This is a genomic window from Prauserella isguenensis (assembly GCF_014191605.1).
Taxonomy (GTDB): Bacteria; Actinomycetota; Actinomycetes; order Mycobacteriales; family Pseudonocardiaceae; genus Prauserella; species Prauserella isguenensis.
On sequence record NZ_JACHWU010000001.1, the window covers coordinates 618,803 to 633,999 of the forward strand.

Here is a 15,197-nt window from a genome sequence, read left to right on the forward strand (position 1 = left end):
CATCCCGCATCGCAGGCCCCGGTGCGCGATCGGTCCCACCGAATGTCGACGAGAAACACCGCCATCCGGACCAAACGCCGAACGGTTGGTTTCTGTCGTTGAACGACGAGCGGTTGTCACCCTGCGCGGTAACGCGTCCACCGATGGTGGAGGTTCCCCGCCTTCAGATCCGCGATCCGGCGGTGCGCCTCCCGGCGTACTCCGGGGGCACGGTCGGCCGTGGGCAGCACGCTCGTCGCCAGCTTGAGTTCCCGCATATCGCGCAGCACCTCGAACCCGTCCCAAGCGGTGACGTCGAAGCCGTAACGGTCCGCGAGCTCGGCGTATCGCGAGGGCGGGTCGCCGAACCGTTCACGTCCCACGGCCGCCGGGACGAGATCCCATTCCGGCGGGCCGTGGCAGGCCGAGTCGAAGTCGCACAACACCGGCCTCTCGGGCCCGACGATCACATTGCCGACGTGCGCGTCGCCGTGAATCAACGTCCTGGCCAGGGGAAACTCCAGGTCGTCTGCCTTCGCTTCGAGTTCGTCGCACCGGTCGAGAAGGAACCCGCGATCGGCGGCGGTCAACTCGTCGGACCCCGCCGCCACCCGCGCCCGCACGTCGTCCAGCGGCGCCCACGCACCCGCACCGTCGTCCGGAAACCCGTCGTCCGGAATCCCCGCGGCGTGCAGCTCGCGTAGCAGCTCCGCCAGCTCGCCGGGGGTTGCGTGGCCACCCGCGTCGGGGACCCGATCCCACACCGTCGCCAGGTGTTCGCCCACCCGCACCGGCTGGTCGACACCGGCCGCGAGCCGCACCGCCGGTACGCCGAGTCGCTGCAGGTGACGCGCGAGCCGCACGACCTTCGGCGCACGGTGGCGCAGCGCAGGCGTACCGACGATGCGCACGACGAGCGGCCGATCGGCGAGCGCATAGACCGCGTTGTTCGTGAACCGCAGCAACGTGGCGCCGCGGGGATCGGCCCCCAGCCGTGCGCACACGGCCGCCAGGACGTTGTCGAGCGCGCCGCCGACTAGGCGAAGAATGCGTTCATCCGTTCGACGAAGTCCCTGGCGTCGGGGTTGTTCGACCGGCGCGCGGCCTCCTTCTTCAGCGGCTCCATCCGCTGCTCGACGCGGGCGGACTTGAGCCCATCCGCCGAGTCGAGCGCCTTGCCACCGGTGCGTACGCCCTGGTCGATGTCGCCGTCGATCATGTGGTTCGTGGCGAGCATGCCCAGGTTGAACACCTTGCTGCGGGCCATGTCGTCGTTGTAGGCGTCGATGGCCCTGCTCAGCGCCGGGATGGCGTACTTGGTGTGCATCGGGTCGGCCGATTGCGCCAGCTCCGTGTGCACGGTGCCGACCATCGCGTGCACGTCCGTCTCCGTGAAGAACTTGACCCACGACTCGGCGTTGACGAGATCGGCACGCGCGAACTCGTCCCGCGTCCTGCCCAGCAGTTTCACGGCCTGGTCGGAGTTGCCCATCATCGCGTACGCCCACGCCTCGTTGGCGCACAGCACGGCCACGGCCAGTTCCGAGCCCGACTCCTGCGCCGCGATCTGACCCAGCTGGAACAGCTTCAGCGCGTCGTTCGGCGCCTCCTGGTGCAGGTACACGCGTCCCATGCGGTACAGGATGTTCGCGACGAGCGGGTGGTTGTCGCCCTGTTTCGCCAGGTTGAGCGCATTCGCGAAGTGACCGCGGGCCGAGTCGATCAGCCCGGTGTCGAACGACGTCCAGCCGGCGAGGCTGTGCAGGTCGGCCAGCGCGACGAACAGCCGCGATCTGACCCCGTCGGTGGTGCTGGCCTGCATCATCTGCTGCCCCCAGGACAGCTGCGCCACGACGGCGTCGCGGCAGAAGCCGCCGCCGTACTGGTAGTCGAGCGCACGCAACGCCCTGGTTGCGGCTTCGACCTGCCGGACATCGGTGACCCCGATGCGCCCCGGCGCGGGTGTCCTTGCGGGGCTCGCCGCCCAGGCCTCCGCCGACGATCCGAAGACCGCGGCGCCCATCGTGACCTGGGCCGCGTGCGCGAGGAACTTCCGCCGTTTCACGGACTCGTCCTCCTCAGCCTGCTGCTCGCCGGAGGTTCCGGCGACCTGAATCTCGGTGGCCTCGTCGTATGCGAGACCCATGTATCCACGGGGAATACCCAGGCCCGCGGCGATCCTCGCCAGCACGTCGTAGGCCATGACCTGACGGCCTTTCAGGATCTCCGAGACCTCGGACTGTGACTGGCCGGTCATCGCAGCGATCTGGCGTTGCGACACACCGTGTTTGCGCAGTTGGCGATAGACCTCACTGACGTTTCGCACGGAGAGCGCGTCGCGCATCTCGTCGCCTTCCCAGACCTCCGGGTTCAGGCGGCTGGGCGCGAGCTCGGACGAGTCCTCGGTCGCGCCTCCCGAGATGCGGGCGATCGCCGTGTTGTCGGTGGTGTCCATGCGCCCCTCCACAGTCCTTCCGGGCGTCGTCAGCAGCGTAGGCACTTCACATTGAACCGCGCGAAACCCGATTTGTGACCCCTGATCGGCCCTGCCGAACTTCGTCGACCGCTTAACGGCCAGCCGTTGCCGGTCGCCGCTGCCCGACCCACCGAGGCTTCTATCGGCGTTTCATTCATCGCAATCTAGTTCTCGGGATCGACGTGACCACCCGAACACGGTCCGCGATCACCCGGGAGATCCACCCGACCGGAACTCCTGTGCACGACGAGAGCGGCACACGAGAACCGCACGACGAGAACCGCACCACCCACAACCGAACACCGGCCGGATCCGGCGACACACGGACCGGCCGTACGGGCCCTCCGCACCCGGGGTTCCGTACGGAACGAGTCCGGGCAGGCGGGTGCGGCGCGACGACTGCGAAGACGACCACTACGAAGACGACCACTGCGAAGAACGACGACCACGAAGACAGCGACACCTGTGAACGGCACGGCGAAACGCCCGTGAGCACCGACGAGTACGGAACGGAGACGACGTGGAGATCGCATCCCCGGCCACCGCGCGTGGCACGTCGTCCCTGTCCCGGCCCTCGTCGGTGCCCGGTGCGCCGTCGACGCCCGACACCTCCCGCGAGTCCGGGTCCGCGCTGCCGGACTCTTCATTGCCGGGAGCGGCGCTGTCCGAGTCCGCAGGGTCGGGCGCCGCACTGTCGACCGCGCCGCTCCCGCCTGCCGCCGGTCCTGCCGCTGCCGCCGGCTCCCCGTCCGGGACCTCGGTCCCGGTCGCCCGGCAACACTTCTCCCCGGTCCCCACAGCCGACACCGGCGACCAGGACGTCCGCCGTGAAGAGAACGGTCAGGTCGTCTGGCGCGTGCAGTGCGGCGATCTCATCGGCCGCGAACGCTGCATGACGGTGTACGTGGACGACGACGAAATAGTGCTGGTCGGCCCGCCCGGCGAAGCGGCGCGGCTCACCCGCACCCAGCTCGGCCGACTCACGGCCGCGCTCGGCGAAGCCGCCGGACTGGCGGAAAGGTGACGGTGACGTCCTGTGGACAAGATCCTCGGCCAGGTGCTCCGCAACGCGGTGTGGGAACGCCTCGACATGCTGTCCGACCTCGCGGACAGAGCCGACGAGCCGTCGCTGGTGTCGGTCGCGCGTTCGGAGCTGCCCCGACTGACCGATGGTTGGCGCGCGATGCTGCGCTCCCACGAACCTGACGACGGCGGTCACTGCCCAACCTGCTCCACGCGCTGGCACCGGGTGAAGGCGCCGTGCACCGTGTGGCAGGTGGCGCACGAACACCTCGTCGCAGGCGGCCTGGCCCCCGAACAGCCGACCAAGCGGAAACTGCGCCGCAAGGGCACGCCCGCTCCGGCGTCGGCGCACGCGCCCTCCGAGGCGCCCCCGCGGCAACCCGACGAAGCCGCGATCCCCGAGCAAACGGGTCGGCACATGTCGGTCTCACCGACATCGGCCCGGCATGCCGTATCCGGACCCCCGACCCGGTAGTGGCATGCGAACAGGCGACGGGTTTCCGCCCGTCCCGGCCGGCGGCCGGCTCGCTCGTACCCCCGAGCGAAGCGGGTCGGCCGCCGGCTTCCAACGCGACACTCAACCTGATTAATCGAAAAACCCGTCTTTCGTCCGCTGGCGAAGACGGTGATCGATGGTTAGGTTGGGGGCCGTGACAGCGCGTCAACAACTTCATATGACAACACCGCGACTCGACTTCCGGTTCACCCGGACGGCCGAATCCCCCGGTCGCGGTAGTAGCCCGCAGTAGATCCCCGCCTACGCAAGGGCCCCGATCCCCGCGGGCCGGTGTCGAAGATTCCCCTCCCCCGACCGACACCGGCCCGCGGTCCCAACGGTCGTGCTCCACGCTCGCGCCGGAGCGTGACCGCTCTGGCCGACGACGGATTGGTCGCCGTCGTCGATTTTTGGCCAACTTCGATTTTTTCGTGTCCGTCGACGTGCATCACTCGGGCCGGCAGCGCTCCGACCACCACCCGAGATGCCCGCCGCCTCCACCGGATGCCGTCGACCACGGCACCGCGCTCGACGTCGACTCCGCAAAGTGATCACTCGACCGTGAACAGCTCGCCTGCGCGTTAGAGTTCCCACGCAGAGTGAGGGAGCACCACGTGTCTGACAGCCGTACCGAGTTGCCACCGCTACGTCGCAAACCGGTCCAGGAACGCAGCGCCAAGCGGGTCGAGCGCATGCTCGACGCTGCGGCCGAGCTGCTGGCCGAAGTGGGGTACGACGCGCTCACGACGACGCTCGTCGCAAAACGTTCCGGCGTGGCGGTCGGCTCGCTGTACCAGTTCTTCCCCGACAAACGCGCGATCGTGCAAGCGCTCACGCACCGGAACCTCGAACGGTTCCTCGGTGCCGTCGGTGAGCGGTTCGAGGGCGTCGACCACCAGAGCTGGTGGGAGATCGTCGACTCGCTGCTCGACATCTACCTCCACATGCACCGTGAGGTGCCGGGCTTCTCGCGGGTGCACTTCGGCGATGCCGTTGACGTCCAACTGCTGGACTCCGAGCGCACCAACAACGGCGTCATCACCGACGCGCTGGCCGACCTCGTCGCCAACCACGTCGACGTTCCCCGGGACGAGGTGGACCTGCCGATCTCCGTCGCGGTCGAGGCCGCCGACTCGCTGCTGAAGTTCGCGTTCCGCGCCGACCCCGAAGGCGACCCGCAGGTCGTCGCCGAGACGAAGGCGCTCATCAAGACGTATCTGGCGAGCCGCTTCGGCGACTGATCTCTTGCACAACTGCCACCCCACCGGCGACGGCTCGTCACCACGTGGCGGGCGTGCAACAGGCGTCAGCCGAAGGACTTGGCCTCGCCGCGGTAGGTGGGCGCCGGGTGGTCGATCCGAGAACCGCGGACCAACTGGTACTCGGGGAAGTGCTCGGCGAGTTCCCCCGCCTTGGCGTGCCGGAACCACACACGGTCACCCAGCGCGAGGTCCCGCGCGGCCGCACCTGTGACGGGCGTCTGCACCTCGCCGGCCCCTTCGACACCGAGCAGCGCCAACCCGGCCGGCGCGACGGGCGCCGGCAGCCGTGACGGCTTCGGCGGCCCGGACGCGACGTAACCGCCCGCGAACACGGTCGCGATGTCCCGCGTCGGCCTGCGCACCACGGGTAGCGCGAACAGTGCGGCGGGCTGCGGCGTGAACCGCGTGTACGAGTCGAACAGGCCCGGCCCGAGCAGGCCGGATCCCGCGGCGATCTCCGTGACGGACGGGTCGTCGCCGGTGGATTCGATGCTGCCGGTGCCGCCGCCGTTGACGAACTCCAGGTCCGCGACACGGCGCACCGCGGCGACGGCCGCCCCACGTCGCCGCGCCAGCTCGGCCGCCGAGCGGCGCTGTATCCACCGCACCATGCGTGCCTCGAGGCCGCGACCACCGTCGGGAACGCCTGCGATCTGCCCCTCGTAGGCCATCATGCCGACCAGCCGGAAGCCCCGGCGTTCGGCGACGCGTGACGCCAGAGCCTGCGCCGCTCGCGGCCGGAACACCGGCGACCGGCGCGTGCCGATGTGCAGCCCCGGAGCGGGCCGCCACGAGACGTCGAGTTCGAGGGCGACCCGGATCTCGGGGTGCGCGGGTCCGATCGCCGCGTCGATCGCGTCGAGGTGCTCGGTCGAGTCGACCATGATCGTGACGGCCGCGCGCGCGGCGTCGTCGGTGGCCAGGGTGCGTAACGCGGCGTGGTCCACGGTCGGGTACGCCACGACGAGGTCGTCGCTCACGCCGCAGTGGTGCAGCCAGAGTGCCTCGGGCAGCGAATAGCACAGCAGTCCCCCGAAGCCGGGCATGGCGAGCGCGCGTTCCAGCAGCTCCCTGCAGCGCACGGACTTGCTGGCGATGCGGATCGGCAGGCCACGGGCCCGCCGGACGAGGTCGCGCGCGTTGGCGTCGAACGCATCAAGATCGACGACCGCCAACGGCGGGTCGAGAGCCTGGGTCGCGGCGTCGTACGCTGCGGCGTTCACGGTGGTCACGGCGACTACCGTACGTCAGAGAACCTTGAAACGCGAAATGCATTCACATATTCTTCCGACCTCTCACGCAGGCAGGTGATCACGTGACGACGTGGACGAACTGGGCCGGCACCGCGACGGCGAGTCCTCAACGGCTGCTTCGCCCGCGGAATCTCGACGAGATCACCGCCGCAGTCCGGCAGGCCGCCGACGCGGGCATGCGGATACGCCCGCTCGGCAGTGGCCATTCGTTCACGGGAGTCGCGGCCACCGATTCCGTCGCACTCGACCTCACCGAGTGGGCGGGCGTCCTCGACGCCGACCGCGACACCGGTCTGGTCACGGTCCGGTCCGGCACCACGTTGAACCGTCTGAACACCGAGCTCGCGCGGGTGGGCCTGGCGATGAGCAACCTCGGCGACATCGACGCGCAAACGATTGCGGGCGCCGTGTCGACCGGCACCCACGGCACCGGCGCCCGGTTCGGCGGGCTGGCGACGCAGCTCCGCGCGCTGGAACTCGTGCTGGCCGACGGTTCCGTCGTCACCTGCTCCGAAACGGAACGGCCCGACCTGTTCGACGCGGCCCGGGTCGGCCTCGGCGCGCTCGGCGTGATCACCACCGTCACGCTGCAGTGCGAGCCCGCGTTCGTGCTCGACGCCCGCGAAGGCCCGGAACCGCTGGACGCCGTGATCGAGGCGTTCGACCACCACGCCGACACCAACGACCACTTCGAGTTCTACTGGTTCCCCTACGGCCGCAACGCACTGGTCAAACGGAACAACCGGGTGGCGGGGCCCGCCGAACCGCTGTCGAAGCTGCGCGAGTTCGTCGACTACACGCTCACCGAGAACGCGGCGTTCGGCACGCTCTGCCGGCTCGGCCGGGCGGTGCCCACGCTGGTGCCGACTCTGGGCAGGCTGTCGTCGGCGGTGTTGTCGACGCGCTCCTACCGGGACGCCTCGCACCGGGTGTTCGCCACGCAGCGGTCGGTGCGGTTCGTCGAGTCCGAATGGGCGGTTCCCAGGGAAGCCGTGGGCGACGTGCTGCGCGAGCTGCGGGCGCTGGTGCCGACGTTGCAGACGCCGGTGGCGTTTCCCGCGGAGGTACGTGTCGCGGCGGCCGACGACGTGTGGCTGTCGACCGCCTACGGCCGCGACACCGCCTACGTGGCGATCCACCAGTACGTCGGCATGCCGTACCGGGAGTACTTCCTGGCGTTCGCGGCGATCGCCGGCGCAGTCGGCGGGCGGCCGCACTGGGGCAAGCTGCACGACCTCGACGCGGACACGTTGCGAGAGCGGTACCCGCGGTTCGACGACTTCCTGCGAGTGGCCACCGGCGCCGACCCGGCGGGCGTGTTCCGCAACGGCTACGTCGACCGGGTCCTCGGGCCGGTCACAGCCTGCTGACGGCCTCCGCAACGGGCGTGTTGCCGCTGGTCAACTCGAGCGTGAGCCGGAACGCGAGGTCATCGCTGAGCAGCGCGACCAGGACGGCCGCCACGTCGTCGCGCGGGACGTCGCCGCGCGGCGTGCTCTCGGCGAGCTGCACCATCTCGGTCGCCTCGTCGTCGGTGAGCCGGCCCGGCCGCAGGATGGTCCAATCCAAGTCGCGGCGGCGCAGATCCCCCTCCGCGGCGGCCTTCGCGCGCAGGTAGGCGGCGAAGACCTCGCCGAGGGCGTCCTCGTCGAACGGGCCGTCCGTCCCCATGGCACTGACCTGCACGAACCGCCGGACGCCGGCGCGCTCTGCGGCATCCGCGAACAGCACAGCGGCGCCGCGGTCGACGGTTTCCTTACGCGGGACGCCACTTCCCGGACCCGCACCGGCGGCGAACACGGCCGCGTCGGCGCCGTCGAGCACGGCGGCCACCTCGTCGACCGCGGCGTCCTCGAGGTCCAACACCGCGGGTTCGGCGCTCACCGCCCGCAGGTCCGCGACATGGTCCTTGTTGCGGACGATGCCGACGGCCTCGTCGCCGTTCGCGGCGAGGCGCCGCTCGAGGTGACGGGCGATCTTTCCATGTCCACCGGCGATGACTACGCGCATGCCACGATCCTAGGCAGTCACGCGGAGCGTGTCCGGTTGGGCGGCGGTGGGAGACGGGCGGGCGTAGGCAGCGGCGCGTAGCGCCACAGTATGGGAGATGGCGGAACCGCGGCCCGGGAGGTCACGCGTGCTGCGTGGACTCCTCCGGCGACGCGGTGCCGCTGTCCTCCATCGTGATCAGCTGCTCGTAGACGACCTCGTTGACCCAGCGCCACACGGCGTCGCGGCCGAGAAGGACGCGGTCGCTGTGGCTCTCGACGTCGAGCGACACGTGCGCCTCGTCGTCGGCCGACACGACCGCCACGCCGTACGTGCGCGTCCGCGGAAGGCAGTTGTCGACATAGTCATGGGTCAGCGTCATCGACTGGGGCAGCACCATGGCCGCTTCGCCGTAACGGGAGAACGGGACGGTCGCGGCGAGGCCGGTGCGCCAGTGCCGCGCCACCGCGAGCACGCCCACGATGTCGGCGGCGGGCGGCGGAGCGGTGTCGGCCAGCTCGGGCCACGTCCACGTCGACACCTGGGCCCGGTCGGTGACGGGCTCGTGGCCGAGGGCGATCCGCTCGGCATGCGCTTCGGGGCGCAGTTTCGCCACGACGTACACGCGCCTGCCGAACATCGTCACCGGCGGGAGCACCGCGCCGTGCCAGCCGAGGCTCGCCGCGGCGTCGGCGGCGAGCGCGTCGACGTTCTCCGGCAGTTCTACGGGCGGGACCACCTGGCTCGGCACCGAACGCGTTCCGTTCGTGCCGTTCGTGATCGCGGTCTGTCCGGGTGTCGCCGCCACGGATCTGCCTCCCGTGCTCGTTCGAAGTCCGCTCCGGGGAGCGGTGCTCCTGGTTGAATGGCTCTCTACTCCGAACACCGCCCGCCGGATTCCTCCGCGGGCCCTGGTGTTCACCAGCCCCTGCGCCGGTGCAGCTCCTCGCCTCGCCTGCTCGTTCCGTGTGCCTGTCCGGGCGGTCGAACCGGCGCCGCGAAGCGCTGCCAGTTCAGATTGCAACCGAAACGGGCCGACGTCTGCGCCCTCGGGGGGTAGCTGCGATCGACGGCGCTCAGCGGTCGGTGATCGGTCGGTGAGCGGTGAAGGAAGTTCGGCCCGGCGATGCTGCCGTATGGGTGACATACGACTGAACGGGGGATTTGCCGGGCATTCCGGGGCGACGCGGTGACGTTTACCGCAGTCATGGGCTGCGACGGACGGTTATGGTCTCCGGTGGCCGGAAGCCGAGCGGTTCGGACCACGGAACGACCGTGGTCCGGCCGCTGATCTGGATGGACTCCAGATCAGCACATTCGGCGTCCGGATTCAATAGGAAGGACACAGGCGGCAACGAACGTGCGACGGACCGACGAGCGCGCAGGCCCGCCACCCGGCCATCCCCAGCCCATCCGGCGACACCCCGAGATACCGACAGCGACAAGGAGGTCCGTGCGTGGCACCGCGCCGTTCCGTTCTCTACATGCCCGGCGCGAACGAGCGGGCGCTCGAGAAGGCCAAGACCCTGCCCGCGGACGCGCTGATCCTGGATCTGGAGGACGCCGTCTCCCCCGACGCGAAGGAGGCCGCGCGCGAGCGGGTGTGCGCGGCGATCGCGTCCGGTGACTACGGCCCGCGCGAGGTGGCGATCCGCATCAACGGCATCGACACCGAGTGGCACGACGCGGACCTGCGCGCCGCCGCCCAGGCCGGCCCCGCCGCCGTCGTCGTGCCGAAGGTGAACTCCGCACGCGACGTGATGACCATCGAACGGGCACTGGAGCTCAACGGGGCGCCCGAGTACACGACGATCTGGGCGATGCTCGAAACGCCCGTCGCGATGCTGCGCGCCGAGGAGATCGCCGCCGCGAGCGAGCGACTCTCCGTGCTTGTCATGGGCACCAACGACCTGGCCAAGGAGCTGCACGCCGAACCCGCGGCGGGCCGCGCACCGCTCGTCGCCGGCCTGTCGCTGTCGCTGCTGGCGGCACGCGCGGCGGGCAAGCAGATCCTCGACGGCGTCTACAACGAGGTTCAGGACCTCGCCGGCTTCGAGGCCGAGGCCACGCAGGCGCGGCAGTTCGGCTTCGATGGCAAGACGCTCATCCACCCGGGGCAGATCGAACCGTGCAACCGCGTGTTCGCCCCGTCCGACGAGGCGATCGCCCACGCCCGCAAGGTGATCGACGCGTTCGAATCCGCACGGGCGAAGGGCGACGCCGTGGTGACGGTCGACGGACGCATGGTGGAGAACCTCCACGTGGCCGAGGCGCAGCGCATCCTCGACCTGGCGGACGCCATCGCGGCGAAGTAACCCCGTATTGCCGACCCCGGGGCCTGTTGCCGACCCCGGGGCCTGTTGCGGGTGCCGGGCCTGTTGTGGGGTGTTCCGGGGCCGGAGGCGGATTCGCGCGTCTGTGGACGACGCGGCGCGAGCCTGCTCCGCCTCAGCGGTGTCCACTGTGGATGGGTCTCCGCGAGGCGGCCGGCGCCTCCGCGACGAGTGACACCCACGGAGCAGGCCGCTCGCACAGGCTGACCGGCACGGGCCAGAAGGCGTGGGCGGAATCCGGGCGCGGCTGCGGGCGTTGTACCGGGCGTGCCTCTTCCGCCGATGTCCGTGCTCGACCGCGCCTCCGTACGTCAGGGCCACGATCCGGCGGCGGCGCTGCGCGACACGGTGACGTTCGCTCGCGACGTCGAGCGGCTCGGGTACCGGCGGTTCTGGGTGGCCGAGCACCACGGCGTGCCGGGTATCGCGGGTGCGGCACCGACGGTGCTGGCCGCCGCGGTGGGCGCCGCGACGTCGACCATCCGCATCGGCACGGGCGGCGTGATGTTGCCGAACCACCGGCCGCTGGTCGTGGCGGAACAGTTCGGCACGCTCGCGTCGCTGCATCCGGGCAGGGTCGACATGGGGCTCGGCCGTTCCGTCGGGTTCACCGGTGCCGTGCGGACCGCGTTGGGTGCGGACAAGACCGCCGCGGACCGCTTCGCCGACGACGTCGGTGAACTGCTCGGCTACTTCGACGGCGACCACCGCGTGCGCGGGGTGCCCGCCGAGGGGTTGCAGGCACCGCCGCTGTTCGTGCTCGCCACCGGTGCAGGCGCCGATCTCGCGGCGGAACTCGGCGCGTCGCTCGTCATCGCACCTCTCGGCGGCCTCGACAGGGTCGCAGAGCGTGTCGGACGCTACCGGGAAACGTTCCAACCCTCGGCGCAGTGGCCCGAATCGCACGTCGTCGTGTCCACCGCGGTCGCCGTGGCCGATACCCGCGAACGGGCGCGCGCACTACTCCTCCCGGAGGCGTGGGCGATGGTCCGCTCGCGGATCGACGGCGTGTTCCCGCCGCTGCTGCCTCCCGACCGGGTGCCCACGCCCGACGACCGGGAGCGGCGCTACCTCGACGACGTCCTGCACGGCCAGCTCCACGGCACCGAATCGGACGTCGCCCACGCGCTCGCCGAGCTGACCGAACACACCGGCGCGGACGAACTGCTCATCACGATGAGCACGCACGACCGCGCCGACATGCTCGACTCGTACACGCGCCTGGCCCGCCTGGGATGAACGGCGCTACACGATGTTCGCACCCGCGTCGACCGGCAGTGTCGCGCCGGTGATGTAGCGCGCCTCGTCGCTCGAGAGGAACAGCACCGCGTTGCTGATGTCCTTCGACTCCACCCACGGCACGTCGAGGGCGTTCAGCGAGGTGAAGCCGGGAACCGCCTTCTCCTGCGACGGTTCGGGATCACCCGGGGCGAACATCGAGTACACGCCGGGGTTCTGGATCATCGTCGTGTCCACATTGGTCGGGTGGACGGTGTTGACGCGGATGGCGTGCGGCGCGAGTTCGTTGGCCATCGTGCGCATCAGCCCGACGATGCCATGCTTGGCCGACACGTAGTGGCCGACGTGCTGAATGCCCTTGAAACCGCCGATCGAACTCGTGAACACGATCGACCCGCCGCGGCCGGCCTCGATCATCGACGGCACCGCGACCTTCGCCGTGTGCCACACGCCGGTCAGGTTGACGTCGATCATCTCCTGCCACTGCTGGGCGCTGAGCTCCCACGACTTCGTGAACGCCGTCGCGATCCCCGCGTTCGCGACGACCGTGTCGACCCGGCCGAGTTCTGCGCGCCCGTGGTCGAACGCCTTCTGCAACGCGCCGAGGTCCCGTACGTCGACCTTTTCCGTCACGACCTTCCTGCCGAGGTCGGTCACGAGCTTCGCCGTGCCCGCCAGATCATCCTCCGTCGCCAGCGAGTAGCACGGGGTCACCGTTTCGATGTCCTCGCAGATGTCGACCGCGATGATGTCCGCGCCCTCCTCCGCGAGCCGCACCGCGTGGCTCCTGCCCTGCCCCCGGGCGGCACCGGTGATGAACGCGACCTTGCCTGCCATCCGACCCGTCATCGTCTCCTCCTCGAGACCTGCGTCACACGGTTGACCGAGTCTCGTCCGGATCGCTAATCCATGTCAAGGATTAGCAGGAATCGATGCGGCTCAGAGGGTGTCGAAGGTGGCAGCTGCGCGCAGGGTTCCGATGTCGTCGAAGCGGCGGCCCGCGAGCTGCACACCGATGGGCAGCCCGTCCGGGGTGCGCCCGCAGTCGACGGAGACCGCCGGCTGGCCGGACATGTTGTACGGCACCGTGAACGCGACGTGCTCGAACGGGCGCGCCGGGTCCCCGGTGGGCGAGGGTGAGTCGAACGCGTTGGGCGGGACCTGACACGTCGGCGAGAGCACGATGTCGTACGGCTCGGTGGCGCGCAGGGTCGCGACGGCGATCGCGTCCATCTGGGCGAACCCGTGGTAGACGTCCACGGCGGACAGCCCCTCGGCGGAGCGGGCCCATTCGACGATGTAGGGCAGTACGGCGCCGGCGTCGAGTTCTTCCAGCTCGGCGAGCATGCGAGTGCGCCAGAACCGGTCGAGCCCGTCGAGCATCTCCCGGGTCAGCCACGGTTCGACGACCTCGACGCTCGCGCCGGCGGCTTCGAACCGGCGGGCGGCATCGGTGACGGCGTCGCGCACGGCCGGGTCGACCGCCAGCCCCACCCCGGGGTCCAGGTGCAGCCCGATCCGCAGCGACGAGGGCTCGGCCGGCGGGCACGACCAGTCCTGTTCGGACGGCGGCAGCGACAGGTGGTCGCGCGCGTCCGGCAGCGACAGCACGCGCATGAACAGCGCGGCGTCGGCGACGGTCCGCGTCATCGGACCCGCCGCCCTACCGGGGAACGGCGGATCCACGGGCACGCGTCCGAAACTCGGTTTGAATCCGACGATGCCACACCACCCCGCGGGCAGCCGGATGGAGCCGCCGATGTCGGTGCCGACGTGGAGCGGCCCGTATCCTGCCGCCGCGGCGGCTCCCGCTCCCGCACTCGATCCGCCGGGTGTGCGCGTGAGGTCCCACGGATTCCGCGTCGGCTCGTGGAAGCTCGACAGGCCCGAGGTGAGCATGCCGAAGTCGGGCATGGTGGTCTTCGACAGGAGTACGCCGCCGGATTCGCGTATCCGCGCCGCCACGGGCGCGTCGACCGGCGACGGGTCGAGCCTCGTCGCGGCCGTCCCCATCGGCTTCGGGGTTCCCCTGGTCGCGATGTTCTCCTTGATCGTCAGCGGGATGCCGTCGATCGGGCCCAGCGGGGTGCCCGCCCGCCACCGCCGCTCCGACGCCGCGGCCGCGTCCCGTGCGGCGTCCGGGTCCAACGCGTACAGGGCGCACAGCTTCTGCTCACGCTCGTCGATCCGGGCCAGCACCGCGTCGGTGACCTCGACCGGACTCACCTCGCCGCTGCGGTACGCGGCGAGCAGTTCCGTCGCTGTGGTCTCCGGAAGTCCGGTCATCGACTCGCTCCTTTTCGGACTCAACTCTCGGGCTGTGCAGGCTCCACCGAAGTCGGGGGCGGCGCCGTCGACAACGCGCCGTGCAGCGTGGGGGCCGCGGCGATCAGCTCGCGGGTGTACTCGTGGCGGGGCGTGTCGTACACCGTGTCGACGGGGCCCTGCTCGACGATCTCGCCCCGGCGCATGACGGCGACCTCGTCGCACACCTTCCGAACGACGCCGAGATCGTGCGAGACGAACACGAGCGTCAGCGCGTACTCGTCGACGAGTCGGGTGAGCAGATCCAGGATCTGCTGACGCACCAGGACGTCGAGTGCGCTGACGGCCTCGTCGGCGATCAGCACGTCGGGACGCGGGGCCAGTGCGCGGGCGATCGAGATACGCTGCCGCTGCCCACCCGAGAACCGATGCGGATGCTTCCCGCCCGCGTCGGCGGGAAGGTCGACGGCCTCGAGCAACTCGGCGACCCGTTCGTCGCGGCCGCGCGTGCGGCCGAGCGGTTCGCTGATGATGTCGCGCACGCGCATGCGCGGGTCGAGCGAACCCATCGGGTCCTGGAACACGATCTGCAACCGGCGTCGCAGGAATCCGAGGTCGCGGTCGCGGCGGTCGTCGACGCGCGTGCCGTCGAACGTGATCGTGCCGGCGGTGGGCCGGTCGAGCGCTGCGAGCAGTCTGACCAGAGTGGACTTTCCGGAACCGGATTCGCCGACGATGCCGAGCTTGCCGCCACGCGGCACGTCGAGTGACACGCCACGCAGCGCGTGCACGCCGCCGCGATACGTCCGTGCGAGGTCGCGCACCGCGACGATCGGGCCGTCGCCGACGGCGACGTCACCGGCGGCGCTGTCTGCTGTGGAC

14 protein-coding genes are annotated in these 15,197 nt (G+C 70.4%); 6 read left to right on the plus strand and 8 right to left on the minus strand.

The genetic code is table 11. The features are described from left to right. Nucleotides 1–116 precede the first annotated feature (116 nt). Both FHS23_RS02860 and FHS23_RS02865 read right to left on the minus strand, forming a co-directional pair. A complete protein-coding gene (locus FHS23_RS02860) occupies nt 117–983 on the minus strand; it encodes an aminoglycoside phosphotransferase family protein (RefSeq protein WP_343053597.1) in 867 nt (288 codons plus the stop codon). A 32-nt stretch (nt 984–1,015) separates the two neighbouring features. Next, nucleotides 1,016–2,434: a helix-turn-helix transcriptional regulator gene (locus FHS23_RS02865; protein WP_183647256.1), complete on the minus strand. Its 1,419-nt coding sequence runs from the start codon at nt 2,432–2,434 to the stop codon at nt 1,016–1,018. A gap of 712 nt (nt 2,435–3,146) precedes the next feature. Between FHS23_RS02865 and FHS23_RS02870 the strand changes: the two genes are divergently transcribed. From FHS23_RS02870 to FHS23_RS02880, 3 genes are all read left to right on the plus strand, one after another. Beyond that, nucleotides 3,147–3,479, plus strand: a complete 333-nt coding sequence (locus FHS23_RS02870; protein WP_183650712.1) for a hypothetical protein — start codon at nt 3,147–3,149, stop codon at nt 3,477–3,479. A gap of 12 nt (nt 3,480–3,491) precedes the next feature. Further along, nucleotides 3,492–3,953, plus strand: a complete 462-nt coding sequence (locus FHS23_RS02875) for a hypothetical protein (RefSeq protein ID WP_183647259.1) — start codon at nt 3,492–3,494, stop codon at nt 3,951–3,953. Nucleotides 3,954–4,588: 635 nt separating this feature from the next. Then, the gene (locus FHS23_RS02880) at nt 4,589–5,215 is read left to right on the plus strand and encodes a TetR/AcrR family transcriptional regulator (protein ID WP_343053598.1); all 627 of its coding nucleotides are present in this window, start codon (nt 4,589–4,591) and stop codon (nt 5,213–5,215) included. A gap of 65 nt (nt 5,216–5,280) precedes the next feature. Here FHS23_RS02880 and FHS23_RS02885 read toward each other — a convergent pair whose 3' ends face one another. Beyond that, nucleotides 5,281–6,468 carry an alanine racemase gene (locus FHS23_RS02885; RefSeq protein WP_183647262.1) on the minus strand — a complete coding sequence of 396 codons (1,188 nt, stop codon included), beginning with the start codon at nt 6,466–6,468 and terminating at the stop codon, nt 5,281–5,283. An 83-nt stretch (nt 6,469–6,551) separates the two neighbouring features. Between FHS23_RS02885 and FHS23_RS02890 the strand changes: the two genes are divergently transcribed. Beyond that, nucleotides 6,552–7,859, plus strand: coding sequence for a D-arabinono-1,4-lactone oxidase (locus tag FHS23_RS02890; RefSeq protein ID WP_183647265.1), 1,308 nt, complete (start codon nt 6,552–6,554; stop codon nt 7,857–7,859). Here FHS23_RS02890 and FHS23_RS02895 read toward each other — a convergent pair. Next, nucleotides 7,846–8,499 (minus strand): NAD(P)H-binding protein, encoded by a 654-nt coding sequence (locus tag FHS23_RS02895; RefSeq protein WP_183647268.1) that lies wholly within the window; start codon nt 8,497–8,499, stop codon nt 7,846–7,848. The two genes, FHS23_RS02890 and FHS23_RS02895, sit on opposite strands and share 14 nt — an antisense overlap. 121 nt (nt 8,500–8,620) lie before the next feature. Continuing rightward, on the minus strand, nt 8,621–9,286 hold the full coding sequence (locus tag FHS23_RS02900) for a hypothetical protein (RefSeq protein ID WP_183647271.1): 666 nt from the start codon (nt 9,284–9,286) through the stop codon (nt 8,621–8,623). A 649-nt stretch (nt 9,287–9,935) separates the two neighbouring features. Between FHS23_RS02900 and FHS23_RS02905 the strand changes: the two genes are divergently transcribed. Next, a complete protein-coding gene (locus tag FHS23_RS02905) occupies nt 9,936–10,793 on the plus strand; it encodes an HpcH/HpaI aldolase/citrate lyase family protein (protein ID WP_343053600.1) in 858 nt (285 codons plus the stop codon). A gap of 300 nt (nt 10,794–11,093) precedes the next feature. Next, complete coding sequence (locus FHS23_RS02910) at nt 11,094–12,050, plus strand: MsnO8 family LLM class oxidoreductase (protein WP_183647274.1); 957 nt, start codon at nt 11,094–11,096, stop codon at nt 12,048–12,050. A gap of 6 nt (nt 12,051–12,056) precedes the next feature. On the opposite strand, the gene FHS23_RS02915 is transcribed toward FHS23_RS02910, so the two are convergent. From FHS23_RS02915 to FHS23_RS02925, 3 genes are all read right to left on the minus strand, one after another. After that, entirely contained in the window at nt 12,057–12,899 is an 843-nt protein-coding gene (locus tag FHS23_RS02915; protein ID WP_183647278.1) for a mycofactocin-coupled SDR family oxidoreductase, read from the minus strand. Between the two features lie 90 nt (nt 12,900–12,989). After that, nucleotides 12,990–14,336 (minus strand): amidase, encoded by a 1,347-nt coding sequence (locus FHS23_RS02920; RefSeq protein ID WP_183647281.1) that lies wholly within the window; start codon nt 14,334–14,336, stop codon nt 12,990–12,992. A gap of 20 nt (nt 14,337–14,356) precedes the next feature. Beyond that, nucleotides 14,357–15,148: an ATP-binding cassette domain-containing protein gene (locus tag FHS23_RS02925; RefSeq protein WP_183650721.1), complete on the minus strand. Its 792-nt coding sequence runs from the start codon at nt 15,146–15,148 to the stop codon at nt 14,357–14,359. Nucleotides 15,149–15,197: the final 49 nt, after the last annotated feature.